The sequence below is a fragment of the Streptomyces sp. CB02056 genome (genome assembly GCF_001905545.1).
Taxonomy (GTDB): Bacteria; Actinomycetota; Actinomycetes; order Streptomycetales; family Streptomycetaceae; genus Kitasatospora.
Genome location: NZ_LIPD01000001.1, coordinates 665,261 through 684,440, shown reverse-complemented (window position 1 = coordinate 684,440; position 19,180 = coordinate 665,261). Strand labels below are relative to the sequence as shown.

At 71.9% G+C, this 19,180-nt stretch carries 16 protein-coding genes; 12 read left to right on the top strand and 4 right to left on the bottom strand.

Annotated elements, in window-relative coordinates; all coding sequences use genetic code 11:
• Positions 1 to 395: 395 nt before the first annotated feature.
• The 3 genes from AMK13_RS03015 to AMK13_RS03005 are packed head-to-tail and all read left to right on the top strand — an operon-like array spanning position 396 to position 4,481.
• Positions 396 to 1,271 carry a class I SAM-dependent methyltransferase gene (locus AMK13_RS03015; RefSeq protein WP_079271777.1) on the top strand — a complete coding sequence of 292 codons (876 nt, stop codon included), beginning with the start codon at positions 396 to 398 and terminating at the stop codon, positions 1,269 to 1,271.
• Positions 1,272 to 1,275: 4 nt separating this feature from the next.
• Positions 1,276 to 3,792 carry an ATP-dependent helicase HrpB gene (hrpB, locus tag AMK13_RS03010; RefSeq protein ID WP_198959301.1) on the top strand — a complete coding sequence of 839 codons (2,517 nt, stop codon included), beginning with the start codon at positions 1,276 to 1,278 and terminating at the stop codon, positions 3,790 to 3,792.
• 20 nt (positions 3,793 to 3,812) lie between these two features.
• On the top strand, positions 3,813 to 4,481 hold the full coding sequence (locus tag AMK13_RS03005; RefSeq protein ID WP_074000972.1) for an HAD family hydrolase: 669 nt from the start codon (positions 3,813 to 3,815) through the stop codon (positions 4,479 to 4,481).
• Between the two features lie 207 nt (positions 4,482 to 4,688).
• On the opposite strand, the gene AMK13_RS03000 is transcribed toward AMK13_RS03005, so the two are convergent.
• On the bottom strand, positions 4,689 to 5,150 hold the full coding sequence (locus AMK13_RS03000; RefSeq protein WP_074000971.1) for an NUDIX hydrolase: 462 nt from the start codon (positions 5,148 to 5,150) through the stop codon (positions 4,689 to 4,691).
• Positions 5,151 to 5,167: 17 nt separating this feature from the next.
• Between AMK13_RS03000 and AMK13_RS02995 the strand changes: the two genes are divergently transcribed.
• Positions 5,168 to 5,947 carry a GntR family transcriptional regulator gene (locus AMK13_RS02995; RefSeq protein WP_074000970.1) on the top strand — a complete coding sequence of 260 codons (780 nt, stop codon included), beginning with the start codon at positions 5,168 to 5,170 and terminating at the stop codon, positions 5,945 to 5,947.
• A 291-nt stretch (positions 5,948 to 6,238) separates the two neighbouring features.
• Here AMK13_RS02995 and AMK13_RS02990 read toward each other — a convergent pair whose 3' ends face one another.
• On the bottom strand, positions 6,239 to 7,117 hold the full coding sequence (locus AMK13_RS02990) for a glycosyltransferase family 2 protein (protein WP_074000969.1): 879 nt from the start codon (positions 7,115 to 7,117) through the stop codon (positions 6,239 to 6,241).
• Positions 7,118 to 7,425: 308 nt separating this feature from the next.
• On the opposite strand from AMK13_RS02990, the gene AMK13_RS02985 reads away from it, so the two are divergent.
• The 5 genes from AMK13_RS02985 to tgmC all read left to right on the top strand — a co-directional run bounded on the left by AMK13_RS02985 (position 7,426) and on the right by tgmC (position 10,974).
• A complete protein-coding gene (locus AMK13_RS02985) occupies positions 7,426 to 7,860 on the top strand; it encodes an ATP-binding protein (protein WP_074000968.1) in 435 nt (144 codons plus the stop codon).
• 14 nt (positions 7,861 to 7,874) lie between these two features.
• Complete coding sequence (locus AMK13_RS43315; RefSeq protein ID WP_074000967.1) at positions 7,875 to 8,480, top strand: hypothetical protein; 606 nt, start codon at positions 7,875 to 7,877, stop codon at positions 8,478 to 8,480.
• A 117-nt stretch (positions 8,481 to 8,597) separates the two neighbouring features.
• Positions 8,598 to 8,870 (top strand): putative ATP-grasp-modified RiPP, encoded by a 273-nt coding sequence (gene tgmA, locus AMK13_RS02975; RefSeq protein WP_074000966.1) that lies wholly within the window; start codon positions 8,598 to 8,600, stop codon positions 8,868 to 8,870.
• Positions 8,870 to 9,835: an ATP-grasp ribosomal peptide maturase gene (tgmB, locus tag AMK13_RS02970; protein ID WP_074000965.1), complete on the top strand. Its 966-nt coding sequence runs from the start codon at positions 8,870 to 8,872 to the stop codon at positions 9,833 to 9,835. Before tgmA ends, tgmB begins: the two co-directional genes overlap by 1 nt.
• Complete coding sequence (tgmC, locus tag AMK13_RS02965; protein WP_049649912.1) at positions 9,832 to 10,974, top strand: ATP-grasp peptide maturase system methyltransferase; 1,143 nt, start codon at positions 9,832 to 9,834, stop codon at positions 10,972 to 10,974. The genes tgmB and tgmC overlap by 4 nt, the downstream gene beginning before the upstream one ends.
• 75 nt (positions 10,975 to 11,049) lie before the next feature.
• Here tgmC and AMK13_RS02960 read toward each other — a convergent pair whose 3' ends face one another.
• Positions 11,050 to 12,630 carry an MFS transporter gene (locus tag AMK13_RS02960; RefSeq protein ID WP_074001200.1) on the bottom strand — a complete coding sequence of 527 codons (1,581 nt, stop codon included), beginning with the start codon at positions 12,628 to 12,630 and terminating at the stop codon, positions 11,050 to 11,052.
• 205 nt (positions 12,631 to 12,835) lie between these two features.
• Here AMK13_RS02960 and AMK13_RS02955 point away from each other — a divergent pair, with 205 nt between their 5' ends.
• Positions 12,836 to 13,828, top strand: a complete 993-nt coding sequence (locus AMK13_RS02955) for an Lrp/AsnC family transcriptional regulator (RefSeq protein WP_049651562.1) — start codon at positions 12,836 to 12,838, stop codon at positions 13,826 to 13,828.
• Positions 13,829 to 13,892: 64 nt separating this feature from the next.
• On the opposite strand, the gene polA is transcribed toward AMK13_RS02955, so the two are convergent.
• Positions 13,893 to 16,580: a DNA polymerase I gene (gene polA / locus AMK13_RS02950; protein WP_198959310.1), complete on the bottom strand. Its 2,688-nt coding sequence runs from the start codon at positions 16,578 to 16,580 to the stop codon at positions 13,893 to 13,895.
• A 224-nt stretch (positions 16,581 to 16,804) separates the two neighbouring features.
• Between polA and AMK13_RS02945 the strand changes: the two genes are divergently transcribed.
• Together AMK13_RS02945 and AMK13_RS02940 are read left to right on the top strand one after the other, a co-directional pair.
• Positions 16,805 to 17,317 (top strand): PaaI family thioesterase, encoded by a 513-nt coding sequence (locus AMK13_RS02945; RefSeq protein ID WP_241852723.1) that lies wholly within the window; start codon positions 16,805 to 16,807, stop codon positions 17,315 to 17,317.
• A 601-nt stretch (positions 17,318 to 17,918) separates the two neighbouring features.
• Complete coding sequence (locus tag AMK13_RS02940) at positions 17,919 to 19,145, top strand: branched-chain amino acid ABC transporter substrate-binding protein (RefSeq protein ID WP_049651560.1); 1,227 nt, start codon at positions 17,919 to 17,921, stop codon at positions 19,143 to 19,145.
• Positions 19,146 to 19,180 lie beyond the last annotated feature (35 nt).

The window sequence follows — 19,180 nt, the reverse complement described above, 5'->3', positions numbered from 1 at the left end:
CGGACATGAAAGTCGTAGGTAATGCCACGCGGAGGGCCCGTATCGCTCCCACCGAAAGCCGGACAGCCAAGAACACGGCACACCGGTGGTCCCGTAACAACGAGAACCGGCGTCCGTCTTGCGACCGTGGGGTCTTCGACAGATGCGAGCGCGACCTGCTCCGTCCGAGGCGCGCAGGCCCGCAGCGCAACTTGTAGCATACGGGGACGGCCAGGCACGGTCAATGCCGAAGGACGGCAAGACGGTGGAGCCCGGTACGGATCAGGCCATATCCTCCGAATGCGCGCCTCGCGGCGGCGCCCGAAGGGGCCACGTCCCCGGATGCCACCGCCAGGATCCGGACCCTGACGGGCCGGTTCGCGGCAGCGGCGCTTCCGCACTCCATACCCTACGCGATGGGCATTGTCACCGTGGCCACCACCCCCCAAGCAGACCTGCACGATCTTGACACCTCCGCCGCGCGGGTCGAGGAAGAGGGCGACGACGCGGTGCGCCGCGCGGCCGGCACCGGGGAGAGCAGCCGGGCCAGCCGGCACTGGTGGGACCGCAACGCCGACGAGTACCAGGACGAGCACGGCGAGTTCCTCGGCGACGACCGCTTCACCTGGTGCCCCGAGGGCCTGGACGAGGCCGACGCCCGCCTGCTCGGCGACGTCGCCGGCCGCGACGTGCTGGAGATCGGCGCCGGCGCCGCCCAGTGCTCCCGCTGGCTGGCCGCCCGGGACGCCCGGCCGGTCGCCCTCGACATCTCCTACCGCCAGCTCCAGCACTCCCGCCGGATCGACCTCGGCCGCGGCACCACGCCCGTCGCCGTCGTCCAGGCCGACGCCGCCGTCCTCCCCTTCGCCGACGCCTCCTTCGACCTCGCCTGCTCCGCCTACGGCGCCGTCCCGTTCAGCGCCGACACCGCCGCCCTGATGCGCGAGGTCCACCGGGTCCTGCGGCCCGGCGGGCGCTGGGTGTTCTCGGTGACCCACCCGATCCGCTGGGCCTTCCCGGACGAGCCCGGCGTCGAGGGCCTCACCGCGACCTCCTCCTACTTCGACCGCACCCCGTACGTCGAGCAGGACGAACAGGGCCGCGCCACCTACGTCGAGCACCACCGCACCGTCGGCGACCGGGTCCGCGAACTCGTCGCCGCCGGCTTCCGGCTGGTCGACCTGGTCGAGCCCGAGTGGCCGGCCGGCCTGGAGCAGGAGTGGGGCGGCTGGTCCCCGCTGCGCGGGCGGCTGATCCCCGGGACCGCGATCTTCGTCGCCGAACGGGGCTGATGTCTTGCTGAACCCGGCCTGGCGCGAACTGCCCGTCCGCACCGCCCTGCCCGCCCTGCACGACGCGCTGGACGGCCCCGGCACCGCCGTCCTCGCCGCGCCGCCCGGCACCGGCAAGACCACCCTGGTGCCGCTCGCCCTGGCCGGACTGCTCGCCGACGGCCGGCCCGTACGCCGGGTGCTGGTCGCCGAACCGCGCCGGCTCGCCGTACGGGCCGCCGCCCGGCGGATGGCCTGGCTGCTCGGCTCGTCCGTGGGCCGCGAGGTCGGGTACACGGTGCGCGGCGAGCGCCGCACCGGGCCGGACACGGTCGTCGAGGTCGTCACCACCGGCGTCCTGCTGCAACGCCTCCAGCGGGACCAGGAGTTGCCCGGTGTGGACGTCGTCGTCCTGGACGAGTGCCACGAACGGCACCTCGACGCCGACACCGCGCTCGCCTTCCTGCTGGACGTCCGGGCGGCGCTGCGGCCCGAACTGCGCCTGGTCTGCGCCTCCGCCACCTCCGACACCGAGGCCTGGGCCGAACTCCTCGGCGGCGCCCCGGTGGTGGAGGCCCACGGGACCTCCCACCCGGTCGAGGTGGTCTGGGCACCGCCGCCGCGCGCCGTCCGGCCCGCCCACGGCACCCGGGTCGACCCGGCACTGCTCGACCACGTCGCGGCGGTGGTGCGGCGAGCGCTGAGCGAGCGGGACGGGGACGTGCTCTGCTTCCTGCCCGGCGTCGGCGAGATCTCCCGGGTCGCCGGGCAGCTGGGCGGCCTGCCTTCTGTTGATGTCCTCCAGCTGCACGGCCGCGCCCCGCAGGCCGTCCAGGACGCCGCGCTCACCCCGTCCCCTTCACGGCGGGTCGTGCTCACCACCGCCGTCGCCGAGTCCTCGCTCACCGTGCCCGGCGTCCGGGTCGTCGTCGACGCCGGACTGGCCCGCGAACCCCGCACCGACCACGCCCGCGGCCTCGCCGGGCTGGTCACCGTCCGCGCCTCGCTCGCCGCCGCCCGCCAACGCGCCGGCCGCGCCGGGCGCGAAGCCCCCGGCACCGTCTACCGCTGCTGGAACGAGGCCGAGGACGCCCTCGCCGCCCGCTTCCCCACCCCCGAGATCGCGCTCGCCGACCTCACCCCCTTCGCCCTCCAGGCCGCCTGCTGGGGCGACCCGGACGCCACCGGCCTCGCCCTGCCCGACGCCCCGCCCGCCGGGGCGATGGCCGCCGCCCGGCAGACCCTCACCGCCCTCGGCGCGGTCTCCCCGGACGGACGGGCCACACCGCGCGGCGTCCGGCTCGCCCGCACCGGGCTGCACCCCCGACTGGGGCGCGCCCTCGTCGACGGGGCGGCGGCGGTCGGAGCGCGGCGGGCGGCCGAGGTCGTCGCACTGCTCTCCGAGGAGCCGCCGCGGGCCCTGGGCGACGACCTCGGCGCGGTCTGGCGGACCGTCCGTTCCGCGAAGGACCCGTACGCCGGCCGCTGGCGCGACGAAGTCCGCCGCCTGCTCCGCGCCACCTCCGACGAACCCGCCACCGACCTACCCGACGCGGCCGCCGCCGGACTCGTCGTCGCCCTCGCCTTCCCGGAGCGGATCGCCCGCGCCCGCGTCGAACGGCCCGCCCCCGGCGAGCGCAGCCCGTACCTGATGGCCTCCGGCACGGCCGCCGAACTCGCCCCCGGCACCGTGCTCGGCACCCTGCCCTGGCTCGCCGTCGCGGTCGCCGACCGCCCGGCGGGGTCGCACTCGGCGCGCATCCTGCACGCGGCGGCGCTCGACGAGGCCACCGCCCTGGCCGCCGGGGCGGCGCTGGTCAGCAACCGTGCCGAGGTCCACTGGGACACCCGGCGGGGCGAGGTCGTCTCCCGCCAGGTCGAATCCCTCGGTGCGATCGAACTCGCCGAGAAGCCTCTCGACCGCCCCGACCGCTCCCTCGTCCGCGCCGCCCTCCTCGAAGGCCTCGGCCGTGAGGGCGTGAGCACCCTGCTGACGTTCCGCTCGGGCCTCCGCGAGCGCCTCGCCTTCCTCCACACCGCCCTCGGCGCCCCCTGGCCGGACGTCAGCGACGAGGCCCTCCTCGCCCGCGCCGACGAGTGGCTGGAGCCCGAACTCTCCCGCGCCCGCCGCCGCACCGACCTCGCGAGGATCGACACGACCGCTGCCCTCCAACGCCTGCTCCCCTGGGCGAGCGGAGAAGCCGGCCGCCTGGACGAGCTGGCCCCCGAGCGCATCACCGTCCCGTCCGGCTCGAAGATACGAGTCGACTACACGACCGAACGCCCAGTGCTGGCCGTCAAGTTGCAGGAACTCTTCGGCTGGACCAAGACCCCCACCCTGGCCGCCGGCCGTGTGCCCCTCACCATCCACCTCCTCTCCCCCGCCGGCCGCCCCGCCGCCGTCACCGGTGACCTGGAGTCCTTCTGGCGCGAGGGCTACCGCGCCGTCCGCGCCGACCTGAGAGGTCGCTACCCCCGCCACCCCTGGCCCGAAGACCCCACCACCGCCGAACCCACCCGCCGCCTCAACGCCCGGAAGTGACAGGAGAGGACGACCCCCGCATGACACTGACCACCCCGACCGTCACTCGCCCCGGCGAGGCCGGACTCCCCTTCGCAGCTCTGATCCTGGACTTCGTCGGCGTACTGACCGCCAATGCCGGCCCCGCACACGGCGAGTGGTGCCTCGCCCAGGGCCTCGACGCCGGGGCGTGGCGGCAGACGCTCGGTTACGAGCCGGAAGCCAGCCGCCTGTACACCGAGCTCGAAGCCGGCCGGCTGAGCCAGGCGGAGTGGAACCGGCGGGTGGCTCCCATCCTCGGCGTGCCGGAGCACGAGAACCTGATGGGCCGAGCATGGTCGGGCGTCCGGCCCGCCGACGACATGATCGCGCTCGCCCGCTCGGCACGGCGGGCCGGCGTCAAGGTCGCGCTGCTGTCCAACTCCTTCGGCCTCGACCCGTACGACCCGTACGAGGCCCTGGGCGTGTGGGAGCTGTTCGACGTGACGGTGATCTCCGAGCGGGAGGGTCTGGCCAAGCCCGATCCGGCGATCTACCAGCTCACCCTGGACCGACTCGAACTGCCCGGCGAGGCCTGCCTGTTCGTGGACGACCACCCGAGGAACCTGCCCCCGGCCGAAGCACTCGGCATCACCACCGTCCTCGCCGACGGGCAGCCTGGCACTCCCGCCCGGATCGCAGCTCTGCTGGGATTCCCTGCCGAGCTCTGAGCCTTCACAGCGCGTTGGACCTGCGGCCGAACAACGAACAGTGGCTGGCGCACCACGAGAATCGCCCCGGAGCGCCAGTCAGCCAACCGCTTCCGGATGTCGGGACGACCATGGAAGCGGCCAAAACCAGTGAGTCCGCCGCGGAGCGTCCGGGGCACCCTCCTAGACACGCCTGGACATGGCCCACCACCTCCGCCGCCTGGCCTGTCACAGCAGGTGACGACCGTCATGAGCCCGGACACTTGGCGCAGCGTCGCCCCGAAGCCCGTCCAGGACACGCACGGCATAGACCTCGGCCATGCGTTCGGAGACCTCGGCCGGCGAGAGCCAAGCGACCTCGACCGACTCCTCCGAGAGCCGCATCGCCTCGTTCTCCGGTCGGCATCGAAGGACGAGGGCGACAATACCTCGGCTCACGTTCTTGTAGACGCCGGTCAGCCGCTCCACGCCGACCTTGATCCCGGTCTCCTCGTAGATCTCGCGGCGCACGCCGTCCTCGATGGCCTCGCCCAGTTCCAGCACGCCACCCGGGGGTTCCCAAGTTCCGTTGTCAGCCCGACGAATCGCCAGCACGCAGCCGTCCTCGCGCACCACCACTCCGGCGACGGACACCGAGTGGAGTGGCATTGACCGGGCCTTCCCTGCACTGTTACTCATGTGCAGGAGAATAGGAGCCCTGAAGGACTATGGCGAGTGGTGAGGTGGCCTCGTCGGCCACAGCGAAGTACCTACAGATAGCGGCCGACCTCGCCGCACAGATCAAGTCGGGCGCCCTGCCTCCCGGCGCGATCGTGCCGAGCGAGGCCGAACTCATGCAGCGATACGGAGTCGCGTCCGGGACAGCACGCAAGGCTGTCGCCGAACTCCGAACAGCTCAACTCATCGAGACGCACCACGGTCGAGGCTCGTTCGTCCGGTCCCGCCCGCCGGTACAGCGGAAGTCCGCGGACCGATTCCGCCGCGCCCATCGCAAGGCCGGCAAGGCCGCGTACCTCGCCGAGGCTGAGACCTCTGGCGGCATCCCATCCGTGACCGTGCTGTTCGTGGGCCCGACAGAAGCGCCTCCTGAGATCGCCGATCGATTGGGCCTTCCCACCGGCACCCAGGTACTGGCTCGCAAGCGCCGGTACTTCCGCGATGGGACACCCACCGAGGAAGCCACGTCGTACCTGCCGTGGGATGTGGCCAAGGACATCCCTGAGGTCTTCGCCGAGAACCCTGGCGGCGGCGGCATCTACGCCCGTCTCGAAGAGCACGGCTACTCTCTGGCCGAGTTCACCGAGTCCGTTCGGGCCCGGCTCGCGACCAAGCCCGAGACCAGAGCGCTCACCCTGAGCCCCGGCGCGCCAGTGATCCATCTCGTTCGCGATGCCATCACTACAGATGGCCGGGTAGTGGAGGTATGCGACACCGTCATGGCCGCCGACCAGTTCGTTCTCGACTACCGGTTCCCTGCCCATGACTGACTAGCCATCAACTCCCTCAACCCGTCGCGAGATTCTTCTCGCGACGGGTTGACTCATGCACAGGAGTAGGGCACTCTTCTATTCGCTACTCATGTACATAAGTGCATGGCGTGGTCTCATTTACAGGAGATGGCCGAGTCGTGCCACCCGGCCGCTGGATGGCGTCGCAGCAGGAACGTGAGGCACGACGAGCCTCTCCATCCGCACACACTGGTTCCCTTGGGGTACTTCGCCATGGTCAAAACCTGCTATCGCCCCCGCCGACGCCCACACGAGCTCCTGGGTCGGCTGTCAGAACACCGGCGGCCGACCCAGCTTCGCCATCCGCCACACCGTGCTCCACCGCATCGGCCGTCGCGGCGGACAGGGCGTGCGCACGCCCTCGAAGAAGCCGGACCACCACGCCTTGAGACCGGACAGCGGCGGTCGGCGGACCACCGTGTAGGCCGCCCAGGAGGTGAGGTAGACCGGCACCAGGATGGCCGGCAGGTGGCGCTTGGCCAGCCAGACCCGGTTGCGGGCCGTCAGCCGGTAGTAGGTGGCGTGCCGGGCAGGGTCGGTGCGGGGATGCTGGAGCACCATGTCGGCGCGGTAGTCGATGTGCCAGCCCGCGTCCAGGGCGCGCCAGGCGAAGTCGGTCTCCTCGTGGGCGTAGAAGAACGCGCCGGGGAACAGCCCGACCTGGTCGATCACGCTCATCCGGATGGCGTGGCCGCCGCCCAGGAACGTGGTCACCGGCCCGGACCGCATCGGGTCACTGGCGCCGAGGCGGGGAACGTGCCGGCGCTGGGTGAACCCGGTCTCGTCCGCGATGCGGAAGGAAACAATCCCGAGCCCCGGGTCCTGCTCGAAGGCTTCCCGGACCAGCCGGAAGGTGTCGGTGCGCGGCAGCAGGCCGTCGTCGTCCAGGACCACCAGCACGTCCGTACCCCCCAGCTCGCGCAGCCGCTCGACGCCGGCGTTGCGGCCGCCGGGGATGCCGAGGTTCTCGGGCAGTTCCACGGGGTCCACCCAGTCCGGCAGTTCGGGCAGCTCCACGCCCTGCCCGAGCACCACGGTCCGCACGCCGTCACTGCCGCCGTCCTGGGCCCGCACCGAGTCCAGCAAAGCCGTCAGCTCCGCCGGCCGGTTTCCCATCGTCAGCACCACCACGCCCAGCGTGACGCCCATCGCACTCAACCCAACCGTGTGAGGAAACCTTCATGATCTCGCCGACACCGCGACCCGGATACGCGCCACTGCGCGTACCGGCCGGGCCGGGCCGACTGCCGGGCCACCCTCCCACACTGTCCGCTCCTGCCGGCGCCCGAATGCTCCTGATTCGCCCGTAGGGAGGCTGTCGGCTCCATCCGCAGCCGCCCGGGTGACGCCCCCGGTCCCCCTCTCCCCTTTGCGGGCAGGCGCCGTCCGGTCGCCCGGACAAGCCCAGCACGCAGTGCACTCCCTTCACACGCACCCCTCCCCCGAGGTACTTCGCCATGCTCGAAACCCACCGCCCCCGCCCCTTCGTCGCTCACCTCGACTCCCGCATCGAGTCCACGCCCCTGGCGCGCTACCTGCTCCGCGCGTACCTCTCCGGGCTGCCCTCCGGTCACCGCTACGCCGACACCGCCGAACTCCTCCTCGGCGAACTCTTCGCCAACGCCGTCCAGCACTCCGACGCCCCCGACGACCGCCACATCGAGATCCGCTTCACCCTCGTCAACTCCCGCCTCCGGCTGGAAGTCCACGACGCCTGCGCCGCCCACCCCACCCTCCGAGTCGCCACCCCTGACGACGAGCACGGGCGCGGCCTGTTCCTCGTCAACGAGCTCGCCGAACGCTGGGGCTGCACCAACCGACCGGGCGGCATCGGCAAGTTCGTCTGGGTGCTCATCTCCCCCGTGCCCGCCCCCGCCCTCGTCACCGCCTGAAAGCCCGAACCCCCATGCACCTCACGACCCTGGCCCGCCACGCCCTCTCCCGCGGCCGGACCCCCGCCGACACCTACGCCCTCCTCGCCCGCCGCACCCGCAAGCCCCTCCCCTCCGCCCGCGCCGTCTGCCTCGCCCTGTCCATCCCCCTCGCCGAAACCACCCGACGCCTCAACGACTGCTACGACGCCCTCCTCGCCGACCCCCGCCCCGACTCCGAAACCGACACCGGCGAACTCCTCGAAGCCCTCGGCGTCTTCGACATCCCCAAGTCCCTCACCGACACCGAACTCGCCATCGTCGACCACCTCCTCACCGCCGTCTACGCCCACGGCAGCCTCCGCCCCGGCCACCACCACGGTCTCACCCGCTGGTTCACCACCGGCAACCTCACCACCGCCTACCTCTCCCTCACCACCACCCACCCCATGCCCCGCACCGGCAACCCCACCCTCTACTGGACCACCCTCACCACCGCCGGCGAACTCCTCACCACCACCCCCCACTCCGACACCCGCATCAAGTACGCCCTCACCCACTGCCGCACCCAGACCACCAAGCACCAGAAGTCGACGGGTCCGACTTCCTACTCCTCGCCGCCCGAGGCGAGCGTCCGATGAACCTTCCACCCCCTCGGCATCTCCAACCGCCTGAGTCCCGCCGAGCCATGGCCAGAGCCCCTCCCCTCCAGGACGGGGCTGCAACGACACAATCCGGACCACGACCAGGAGAAACGCATGACCCAGACGCCCGCACCGTGGGGCATCAGCAGGATGGGGCCCTACCCGGCCACCGCCACGCTCCCGTCGTTCACGCCCGTGATCGACCCCGAGACGCAGATCGCCGTCATCGTGGACGAGAACGGCCGAACGGTCGAGCTGGGGAACCACGGCACCAGCACCAGCGGTCTCACGCCCACCCACACGAGCCCCGGTGACGGGGCCAAGCCGGGCGGGGCCACGGACAGCGACGTGACCGAGTCCTACGACCAGGACCAGAGTTCCGGCTGATGGACAACCGAAGCAGGTCGGTGCTGGTGCTGACCAACTCCTCCGACGTGACAGCGGATGTGGTCCTGCGGGTGCTCGCCGAGCGCCGGGTACCGGTGGTCCGTCTCGATCCCGGCACCGACCTGCACGCGGGTGCCTCGCTGACGGCCGTGTACGGCACCGGTGCTCGGCGGGGCATCCTGCGCACGTCGAGCCGCGAGCTCGACCTCACGGCTGTTCGATCGGTCTGGGTCCGCCGACCGTCCCCCTTCGAGGGGCCGCCCGACCTCGCCGGGCAGGACCGCCGGTTCGCCGCCTCACAGGCCTTCTGGGGGGCGGGCGGCATCCTGGCCTCACTTCCCGGGGCGCACTACGTGAACCACCCGTGGCTCAACCGGGCAGCGGAGTACAAGCCGGCTCAGCTCGCCACCGCGCAGCGCTGCGGATTCCGGGTGCCCGACACCCTGATCACCGACGACGACCACGAGGCACGGAGTTTCGCCGCCGACCACGTCGTCGGCATGGTCTACAAGCCCCTGTGGAACACCCCGTACTCGGTGGACGGGCAGGCCCGGGCCGTCTGGGTGCACGAAGTCCGCGGCCAGGACATCACCGAGGCCGTGACAGCGTGTCCGCACCTGTTCCAGGCCAGGGTTCCCAAGGCGTTCGACACCCGGGTGACCGCTGTCGGAAACCGGCTCTTCGGCACCCGCATCGACAGCCCGGACCTCGACTGGCGATACCGCCAGGACCGAATGCGTTGCAGTCCGATCGACGTCCCCGCCCCGGTCGCCGAGGCCATCACCCGCTACCTCGCCGCCTTCCAACTGGTTTTCGGGGCATTCGACTTCGCCGTCACCACTGACGGCACGTGGTCCTTCCTGGAGTGCAACCCGAACGGGCAGTGGGCGTGGCAGCCGGCCGGGACCACCCATCGGATCGCGCACACGATCGCCGACCAACTGGAAAGAGGTCACCACGAATGACCACGTCCGACATCCTTCGCGCAGCCCTCGTCGACCAGCTCACCGGGAACGGCACGCTCACCGACCCCGCGTGGATCGACGCCGCCACCGCTGTACCGCGTGAGCTGTTCGTCTGCGGCTACTTCGTCCCGATCGACGGGAGCGCCCCCACCGGCTACCGGGCCGTGCGCCATGGCGACCCCGGATACCTGGAGGGGGTCTACGCCGACCAGACCCTCGTCACCCAACTCGACGGTCGCACATGCCCGGAGGAGGCCGGGGAGCAGTCGGTCTCCGGGGCACCCTCGTCGTCATCGACGCTGCCCTCGCTCGTGCTGGCCATGTGGCAGCGACTCGGTGCGGACGCCGGCCACCGGGTGCTCGAAGTCGGCACCGGGACCGGCTATTCGACCGCCCTCGGGGCTCGCCGCCTCGGCGACGGAGCCATCACCAGCATCGAGTGCGACCCCCGGGTCGCCGAACGCGCGGCCGCGGCCGTCGAGGCCGCCGGCTACGCCCCGCGCCTCGTCACCGGCGACGGCCTCGGCGGGGACCCGGACGGCGGCTCGTTCGACCGGCTGATCGCGACATGCTCGGTCCGGTACCTGCCGACGGCCTGGCTCCACCAGGTGAAGCCGGGCGGCCGGATCCTGGTCACCTTCTCCGGGTGGGGCTACGCCAACGCCCTGGCGCTGCTCGACGTGACCGGCCCGGGCGAGGCCACCGGCAGGTTCCTGCCCGGCCACACCAGCTTCATGATCGCCCGCCCTCACGACCGGCCGCCCCGGCCGGCTCTTGCCCTGCTCCCCGGCGAGGAGCGCGCGAGCCGCATCGACCCCGCGAAGCTCGACACCTGGACCGGAAGCTGGGTCGCGCAGCTCGCGGCACCCTCAGCGGAACGGATGGGGGCGGGCGGTCGGCAGATCCTCTCGGACGTGGCCACCGGATCGCAGGCCCGGACCGTACCCGATCCGGCAGGCGGCTGGACCGTCGTCCAGCGCGGACCGCTCCACCTGTGGGACCAGGTGGAGACCGCCATCGAGGCTTGGCAGAGCGCGGGCGAGCCGCCCCAGGACGCCTTCGGCATCACGGTCTCGGCAGCCGGCCAACGCGTCTGGCTCGGCAGCCACGACGGCCCGGGCTGGAACCTGCCGATCTGACCCGACCCCTTCGGATCGGACGCAGCCCGCCGCCCCAACCCGTGCGCGGGTTGGGGCGGTCCGCGCCACCCGCTGTCACGGGGTGTGCTGCGGCCCCTGGGTGGACGCGCTGCCCGCGGTGACGAGGACGGGGCCGGCGGCGGTCCGCGGCGCCGGGGCTCCGGCGCCGCGACGGCCGGGCGCGGCGGGCGCGGCCGGCCGCAGGAGGACGGCGCAGGCGACGGCCGCCAGCAGGGCGAGCGAGGCCGACACGACCAGGCAGAGCTGGAGGCCGTCGAGGAAGGAGCCGCTGAGCGCGCTCAGGGCCGGCCTGGTGGCGGGGCCGAGGTCGAGCCCGGCGACGGCGCCGAGGCCCTGTTCCCGGGCGACGGCGAGGACGTGGCCGCCGGTCTCCGTGGGCACGCCGGCGTCGGCGAGCCGGCCGGGCAGGGCGTCGAGGGCGCGGGTGGTGAGCAGGGTGCCGAGGACGGCGGGGCCGAGGGCGCCGCCGAGCTGGCGGAAGGCGTTGTTGCCCGCCGCGGCCATGCCGGCCAGGTGGTGCGGTACGGAGGAGACGGCGGAGGCCGTCATCGGGGTGAGGACGGCGCCGATGCCGAGGCCGAGCAGGACCAGGCGCCAGGCGAGCGACCCGTACGAGGTGGCCGCGTCGACGCCGGTCAGCGACAGCAGCGAGCCCGCCATCACCACCAGACCGGTGGTGATCATGACTCGGGGGGACACCCGGTGCATCAGCCGTCCGACCGGGATGCCCGCGACCAGGGACGTCCCGGACACCAGGACCATCCGCAGTCCGGCCTCCCACGTGCTCAGGTGCTGCACCAGGCCGAAGTACAGGCTCAGGACGAAGAAGAAGCCGATCAGCCCCAGGAAGCTGATCATGGCGACCAGTGACGTGGCGGCGAAGGCGGGACTGCGGAACAGGGCCAGGTCGAGCATCGGGCTGTCGCTGCGGCGCTCCACGAGGACGAACGCGACGGCGCTGACAGCGCCGATCACCAGGGCCGCCACCACGGAGGGCGTGCCGAAGCCGTCGGCGCCGCCCTCGATCACGCCGTAGACGACGGCGGTGACCGTGACGGCCGCGCTGATCTGCCCGGGCCAGTCGAGCCGCCGGCCGTGCGGCGCCCGGGAGTCGGGCAGCAGGAAGGCCGCGACGACCAGTACGACCAGGGACACCGGGATCGGCAGGAGGAAGATCCAGCGCACCGCGACGTGCTGCTGCAGCAGCCCGGCGATCAGCGGTCCCATGGCCAGCGAGGCCAGCATGGACATCGCCCACAGGCCGATGAACCTCCCGCGCTCCCGGTGGTCGGGGACGGCGTGGCTGATCAGGGCCAGCGTGGTGGGCAGCAGGGCAGCCGCACCCAGTCCGGAGGCCGCCTGCCCGACCCACAGCGACTGCACCGAGTCCGCGGTCAGCGAGACGGCCGCGCCCAGGGCGCAGAAGGCCATGCCCGCCTGGAACACCCGCTTGCGGCCGTGGACGTCGCCCCACACCCCGGTGGTCAGGATCAGCGCGGCCATCGGCAGCACGAACGCGTCCGAGACCCAGGACAGTTGGGAGGTCGAGGCGCCCAGCACCCGCTGGAGCGCCGGCAGGCTCACGGACACGGTGGTCACGGGAAGGTAGGCGACGAAGACGCCCAGGCAGGCCATGACGAGCGTGACGCCTCGTCCGGCCACGGGGCGCTGCACCGTTGCGGAGTTCACGGGGTGGTTCCTTCGACTGCGGGATGCCGCGCGGGCACCGGTTGCTGGGGGCACCGCAAAGCTTCGGCCCCACGGGCGGGGAATCCCCAAGCGATCCCGGTAGACGTACCGGAACCTCCGTTCCGGCCCGCGCCTGTGTCAGGATTCCTCCGTGCCTGACGATCTGGACCGCAAAATCATCCACGGGCTCTACAGCGCCCCCCGGGTCTCGTTCCGCCGCCTCGGCGAGGTCGTGGGGGTGTCCGAACAGACCGTGGCCCGCCGCTACAACGCGCTGCGGCGCGGCGGGATCCTGCGCGTCATCGGGCAGCGGAGCCCGTCCGCCCACGGGCAGGCGGAGTGGGTCGCGCGGCTGCGCTGCCGCCCGGAGGCCGTGGGGCCCGTCGCCGACTCCCTGGCCCGCAGGCCCGAGGTCGGCTACGCCAGCATCGCCTCCGGCGGGTCGGAGATCATCTGCACCATCCGCTCGGCCGCCGGCACCGGGCGCGACGACGTCCTGCTGCGGCAGCTCCCGCGCGCCGCCTCGGTCCTCGACATGAGCGTCGACCTCCTCCTCCACGCGTTCGGCGCCCCGGACGCGGTCGGCTGGGCCGGCGGGGAGCGCTCCCTGACCGACGAGCAGGTGCGACTGCTGACGGCGGAGCGCCCCGTGGCCGCCGGGCCGCCGCTCGCCCCGGCCGACGAGGACCTCCCGCTCTTCGAGGCCCTGGCGGAGGACGGCCGCGCCTCCCACACCCGCCTGGCCGAGGTCACCGGCTGGTCCACGCCCCGGGTCGCCCGCCGGCTGGAGGCCCTGGAGGCCTCCGGCTCCCTCGCCTACGGCATCGACATCCTGCCGGAGCGCCTCGGCTACGAGCTCAACGCCGTCCTCTGGCTCCAGGTCGACCTGCCCGGACTCGACCGGATCGGCGAGGAGCTCGGCCGGCACGAGGAATGCGCCTTCGTCGCGGCGACCAGTGGCAGGCACAACCTCATGGCCGTCGTCATCTGCCGGGACACCCCCGACTTCTACCGCTACCTCAGCGGCCGCCTGGCCCGCATCGAGGGCATCAGGGGCTACGAGATCAGCATCCGTGTCCGCCGCCTCAAGCAGTCCGTGTCCCTGATCCACCACGGACGGCTGATCCACCCCCCGCTGGGCTGACGCGGGCGCACCGAGGAACGGGCCCGGACGCCTCGCGCGCCCGGACCCGCCCGAAGGCCACCCGTCAGTGCGCGGCGGCCTCCCAGTTCGGACCGACGCCGACCGAGACGTCCAGCGGGGCGCGCAGCGGGTAGGCGCCCGCCATCTGCTCGCGGACGACGGCCTCGACCCGCTCGCGCTCGCCGGGGGCCAGCTCCAGCACGATTTCGTCGTGCACCTGGAGCAGCATCCGGGAGGTGAGGCCGGCCGCGCGCAGCGCCTCGTCGACCCGGAGCATGGCGATCTTGACGATGTCGGCGGCCGAGCCCTGGATCGGGGCGTTGAGGGCCATCCGCTCGGCCATCTCGCGGCGCTGGCGGTTGTCGCTGTTGAGGTCCGGCAGGTAGCGGCGGCGGCCGAGGAGGGTCTCGGTGTAGCCGGTGGCCCGGGCCTCGTCGACGACCCGGCGCAGGTAGTCCCGGACGCCGCCGAAGCGCTCGAAGTAGGTGTCCATCAGGCCCTGGGCCTCGGTCGGCTTGATGCCGAGCTGCTGCGAGAGCCCGTACGCGGACAGCCCGTACGCCAGGCCGTAGGACATCGCCTTGATCTTGCGGCGCATCTCGGCGTCCACCGCGGCGCCCGGCACCTCGAAGACCTGGGAGGCGACGGTGGTGTGCAGGTCCTCGCCGGAGGCGAAGGCCTCCAGCAGCGCCTCGTCCTCGGACAGGTGCGCCATGATCCGCAGTTCGATCTGCGAGTAGTCGGCGGTGAGCAGCGACTCGTAGCCCTCGCCGACGATGAAGGCGCGGCGGATCGCCCGGCCCTCCTCGGTGCGGACCGGGATGTTCTGCAGGTTCGGGTCCTGCGAGGAGAGCCGGCCGGTGGCGGCGACCATCTGGTTGAAGGTGGTGTGGATCCGGCCCTTGGGCGAGACGGTCTTGAGCAGGCCCTCGACGGTGGTGCGCAGCTTGGCCTGGTCGCGGTGGCGCAGCAGGATGACCGGCAGTTCGTTGTCGGTCTGGGTGGCCAGCCAGGTGAGCGCGTCGGCGTCGGTGGTGTAGCCGGTCTTGATCTTCTTGGTCTTGGGGAGCGCGAGCTCGCCGAAGAGGATCTCCTGGAGCTGCTTGGGCGAGCCGAGGTTGAACTCGCGGCCGGCGGCGGCGTGCGCCTCCTCCACCACGCGCTGGATCTCGGCGGCGAACTGCGCCTCCAGCCGGGTGAGCCACTCGCGGTCGGCGGCGATGCCGTAGCGCTCCATGCGGGCGAGCAGGGCGGCGATGGGCAGTTCCATGTCGCGCGTCAGCTCGACGGCGCCGACCTCGGCGAGGCGGGTGTCGAAGAGCGCGGCGAGGTCGAGCACGGCGCGGGCCTGGAGCATCAGCGACCGGGCGGCGGCCGTCTCGTCCTCCTCCGGCGCGTCGAAGGAGAGTTGGCCGCTCTCGGTGGCGGGGGCCGGGGTGAGCGAGCGGCCCAGGTACTCCTCGGCGAGCACCTCCAGGGTGAAGGTGCGGCGGCCGGGCTTGATCAGGTAGGCGGCGAGCGCGGTGTCGGCGACGACGCCGTCGATCGTCCAGCCGCGCTCGGCGAAGGCGCGCATGACCTGCTTGGCGATGTGCAGGGCCTTGGGGGCGGCGGCGTCGGCGAGCCAGCCGGCGAAGGCCCGCTCGTCCTCCTCGGCGAGCAGCGCCGGGTCGAACCAGGCGGCCGTCTCTCCCGCGGCGAGGGCGACTTCGGTGACCTCGCCGGTGCCGAGCGCCCACTGGTAGACGGCGGCGAGGGCGACGGTGGTCTTGCCGTCGGAGGCGTGCTCGGCCAGCCAGGCGGCCAGGGTGCCCGGGTCGGTGAGGAGTTCGCCGTCCACCTCGACGCCGGGGGCGAGTTCGGCCTCGGCGGCGTCCGAGCCGGTGGACGGGTCGATGCCGAAGACGCGGTCGCGGAAGTTGGCGTTGCGGAACTCCAGCGACTCCATCAGGGTGCCGACGGCGTCCTTGTCGAACGGCTTGCGGTCCAGGTCGGTGACGCCGAGCGGGAGTTCGACGTCGCGGACCAGCTCGGTGAGCACCCGGTTGCGCTTGACCGAGTCGAGGTGGTCGCGCAGCTTCTCGCCGATCTTGCCCTTGACCTCGTCGGCGCGGGCGACGAGTTCGTCGAAGGAGCCGAACTGGTTGACCCACTTGGCGGCCGTCTTCTCGCCGACGCCGGGGATGCCGGGCAGGTTGTCGGACGGGTCGCCGCGCAGGGCGGCGAGGTCCGGGTACTGGCGCGGGGTGACGCCGTACTTCTCGGCGACCTTCTCCGGGGTGTAACGGGTGAGCTCGGAGACGCCCTTGGTCGGGTAGAGCACGGTGACGTGGTCGGTGACCAGCTGGAGCGAGTCGCGGTCGCCGGTGACGATGTCGACGTCGTAGCCGGCCGCCTCGGCGGCGGTGGCCAGGGTGGCGATGATGTCGTCGGCCTCGAAGCCCTCGGCCGTCAGCCGGGGGACGTGCATGGCGTCGAGCAGTTCGCCGATCAGGCCGACCTGGCTCTTGAACTCGTCCGGCGTCTTGGCGCGGTTGGCCTTGTAGTCGGGGAACTCGACGGAGCGGAACGTCTGCCGGGAGAGGTCGAAGGCGACGGCGAGGTGGGTGGGCTGCTCGTCCCGGACGGTGTTGGCGAGCATCGAGGCGAAGCCGTAGACCGCGTTGGTGGGCTGGCCGGTGGAGGTGTTGAAGTTCTCCACGGGCAGGGCGTAGAAGGCCCGGTAGGCCATCGAGTGCCCGTCGAGCAGCATCAGCCGGGGCCGCGGGCCGGCCCCGCCGCCACCCGTCGCGCCCTTGTCCGTACTCTGCGTAGCCACGTCAACGTCCGTTCCTGCCGATTCCACTACCGGCCACCGATCCTATGGCCCGGCACCGACAAAAAGGACGCCGCGCCGGTCCGGCCACCGCTGCTACCTATGAGTAGGACGGTCGTACGATCACAGGCGGCACACCCCCGAGCGGCAGGAGTTCCCCCATGACCGACGCGGTCCCCGACACCGCCCCCGAGACCGTCCCCGGCACCGCCCCCGACAGCGCGCACGACGGCACGCCCGTCCTGAACGTCCCGCAGGACGTGCTGGACCACTTCGCCAAGCTCGGCGTGAACGCGCGGACCTTCTCCGGCGGCCACCTCGGCGAGAAGCTCGGCATCCGGATCGTCGAGGCCTCCGGCGACCGCGTGGTCGGCACCATGCCGGTGGAGGGCAACCAGCAGCCGTACGGGCTGCTGCACGGCGGCGCGTCGGCGGCGCTGGCCGAGACGCTGGGCTCGATCGGGGCGATGCTGCACGCCGGTCCCGGCCGCTACGCGGTCGGCGTGGACCTCAACGCCACCCACCACCGCTCGGCCACCTCCGGGCTGGTGACCGGGGTGGCGACGGCCGTGTTCAAGGGCCGCACCGCCGCCACCTACGAGATCGCGATCACCGACGACACCGGCCGGCGGATCACCAGCTGCCGGCTGACCTGCATGCTGCGCGACCTCTGACCGAACCCCGAGGCGCGACAACGTCCGCACAGCGGACCGGAGTTCACTCCGGACAACATCAAGTCCCTTTTCCGCCCCCTTGTTTGACCTTCCGCCACCTTGGGCAGGCGTTGGTCTGGACAAGGGGGCGTTCACATGTCCGGGCGCGGTCGGCACACATCCCGCGCTCGTAACGCTGCGTAACAAGTAGGAAATCCGATCAATTGCCGGTTCCGAGGCCTTCAGGCGCCCCGGGACCACTCGGCCGCGCCCCCGTTGTCCGCAATGCGGACGCTCAAGGTCGGAAGCAGGGCATCGGACACGAGCGTCCGATAATCGGCGCTGCCAGCTGCAACCCCCATTTCTGGGCCTTACATCGCCCTACCAGCGCGTAAACGCCCGCCATCTCGGGATCGATCGAACCGGAACGACCACATGGTGAGACAAATACTCCGTGTGCTCATAACAAGAGAATCACAGCCTGCGCCCAGTACTGCCCGAGTCGCCCAAGGGCATCTAGAGTCACGGCCAGTCACCGCGCCATTCGATTGGGCCAGGCCCTCCGCGCACTCCGGCTCCCGCCACTCCGGCGCGGGCGCCTCCTGAACCGAAGGGGACCCTCGTGCGTCACCGTTCAGCAGTTGTCGTGAGCATTGCCGTTATCGGTGCCCTCAGCCTCAGCGCCTGCGGCTCCCGCGGAGAGAAGAAGGCCGACGGCGGCAACTCCAACTCCGGCTCCACCACCGTCGTCATCGGCGTCGACTCCCCGCTCACCGGCGACCTCTCCGCCCTCGGCCTCGGCATCCGCAACTCCGCCGACCTCGCGATCAAGAAGGCCAACGAGACCAACGAGGTCCCCGGCGTCAAGTTCGAGATCAAGGCCCTCGACGACACCGGCAAGCCCGCCCCCGGCCAGCAGAACGCCACCCAGCTGGTCGGCGACCCCAAGGTCCTCGGCGTCGTCGGCCCGCTCAACTCCAGTGTGTCGCAGTCGATGCAGCAGATCTTCGACGACGCCAGCCTGGTCCAGGTCTCCCCCGCCAACACCGGCGTCGCCCTCAGCCAGGGCGAGAAGTGGGCCAGCGGCGAGAAGAAGCGCCCGTTCACGTCCTACTTCCGCACCGCCACCACCGACGCCGTCCAGGGCCCGTTCGCCGCCCAGTTCCTCTACAACGACGCCAAGAAGACCAAGGTCTTCCTGATCGACGACCAGAAGACCTACGGCGCGGGCCTGGCCGGCACCTTCAAGGGCGAGTTCACCAAGCTCGGCGGCCAGCTCGTCGGCGAGGAGCACGTCAACCCCGACGACCGCGACTTCGCCGCCATCGTCACCAAGGTCAAGAGCTCCGGCGCCGAAGCCGTCTACTACGGCGGCGAGTACCCCGCGGCCGGCCCGCTCTCCCTCCAGCTCAAGGAGGCCAACGTCAACATCCCGCTGATGGGCGGCGACGGCATCCAGAGCGGCGACTTCATCAAGCTCAACCCCAAGAGCCAGGGCGACTACGCCACCGCCGTCGGCCTGCCGGTCGAGAGCCTGGACACCGCCAAGAAGTTCATCGCCGACTACAAGGCGGCCGGCTACAAGGACGCCTACGAGACCTACGGCGGCTACTCGTACGACAGCGCCTGGGCCATCATCCAGGGCGTCAAGCAGGCCGTGAAGGACAACAACGGCAAGGTCCCCGACCGCAAGGCCGTCCGCGACGCCGTCCAGAAGGTCAGCTTCGCCGGCGTGACCGGCACCGTCTCCTTCGACGAGTTCGGCGACACCACCAACAAGCAGCTCACCGTCTACACCGTCAAGGACGGCAAGTGGGCCGTGGAGAAGTCCGGCACCTTCAAGGGCTGACACCCAGTCACCACCATTACCACAGGCGCCACTTC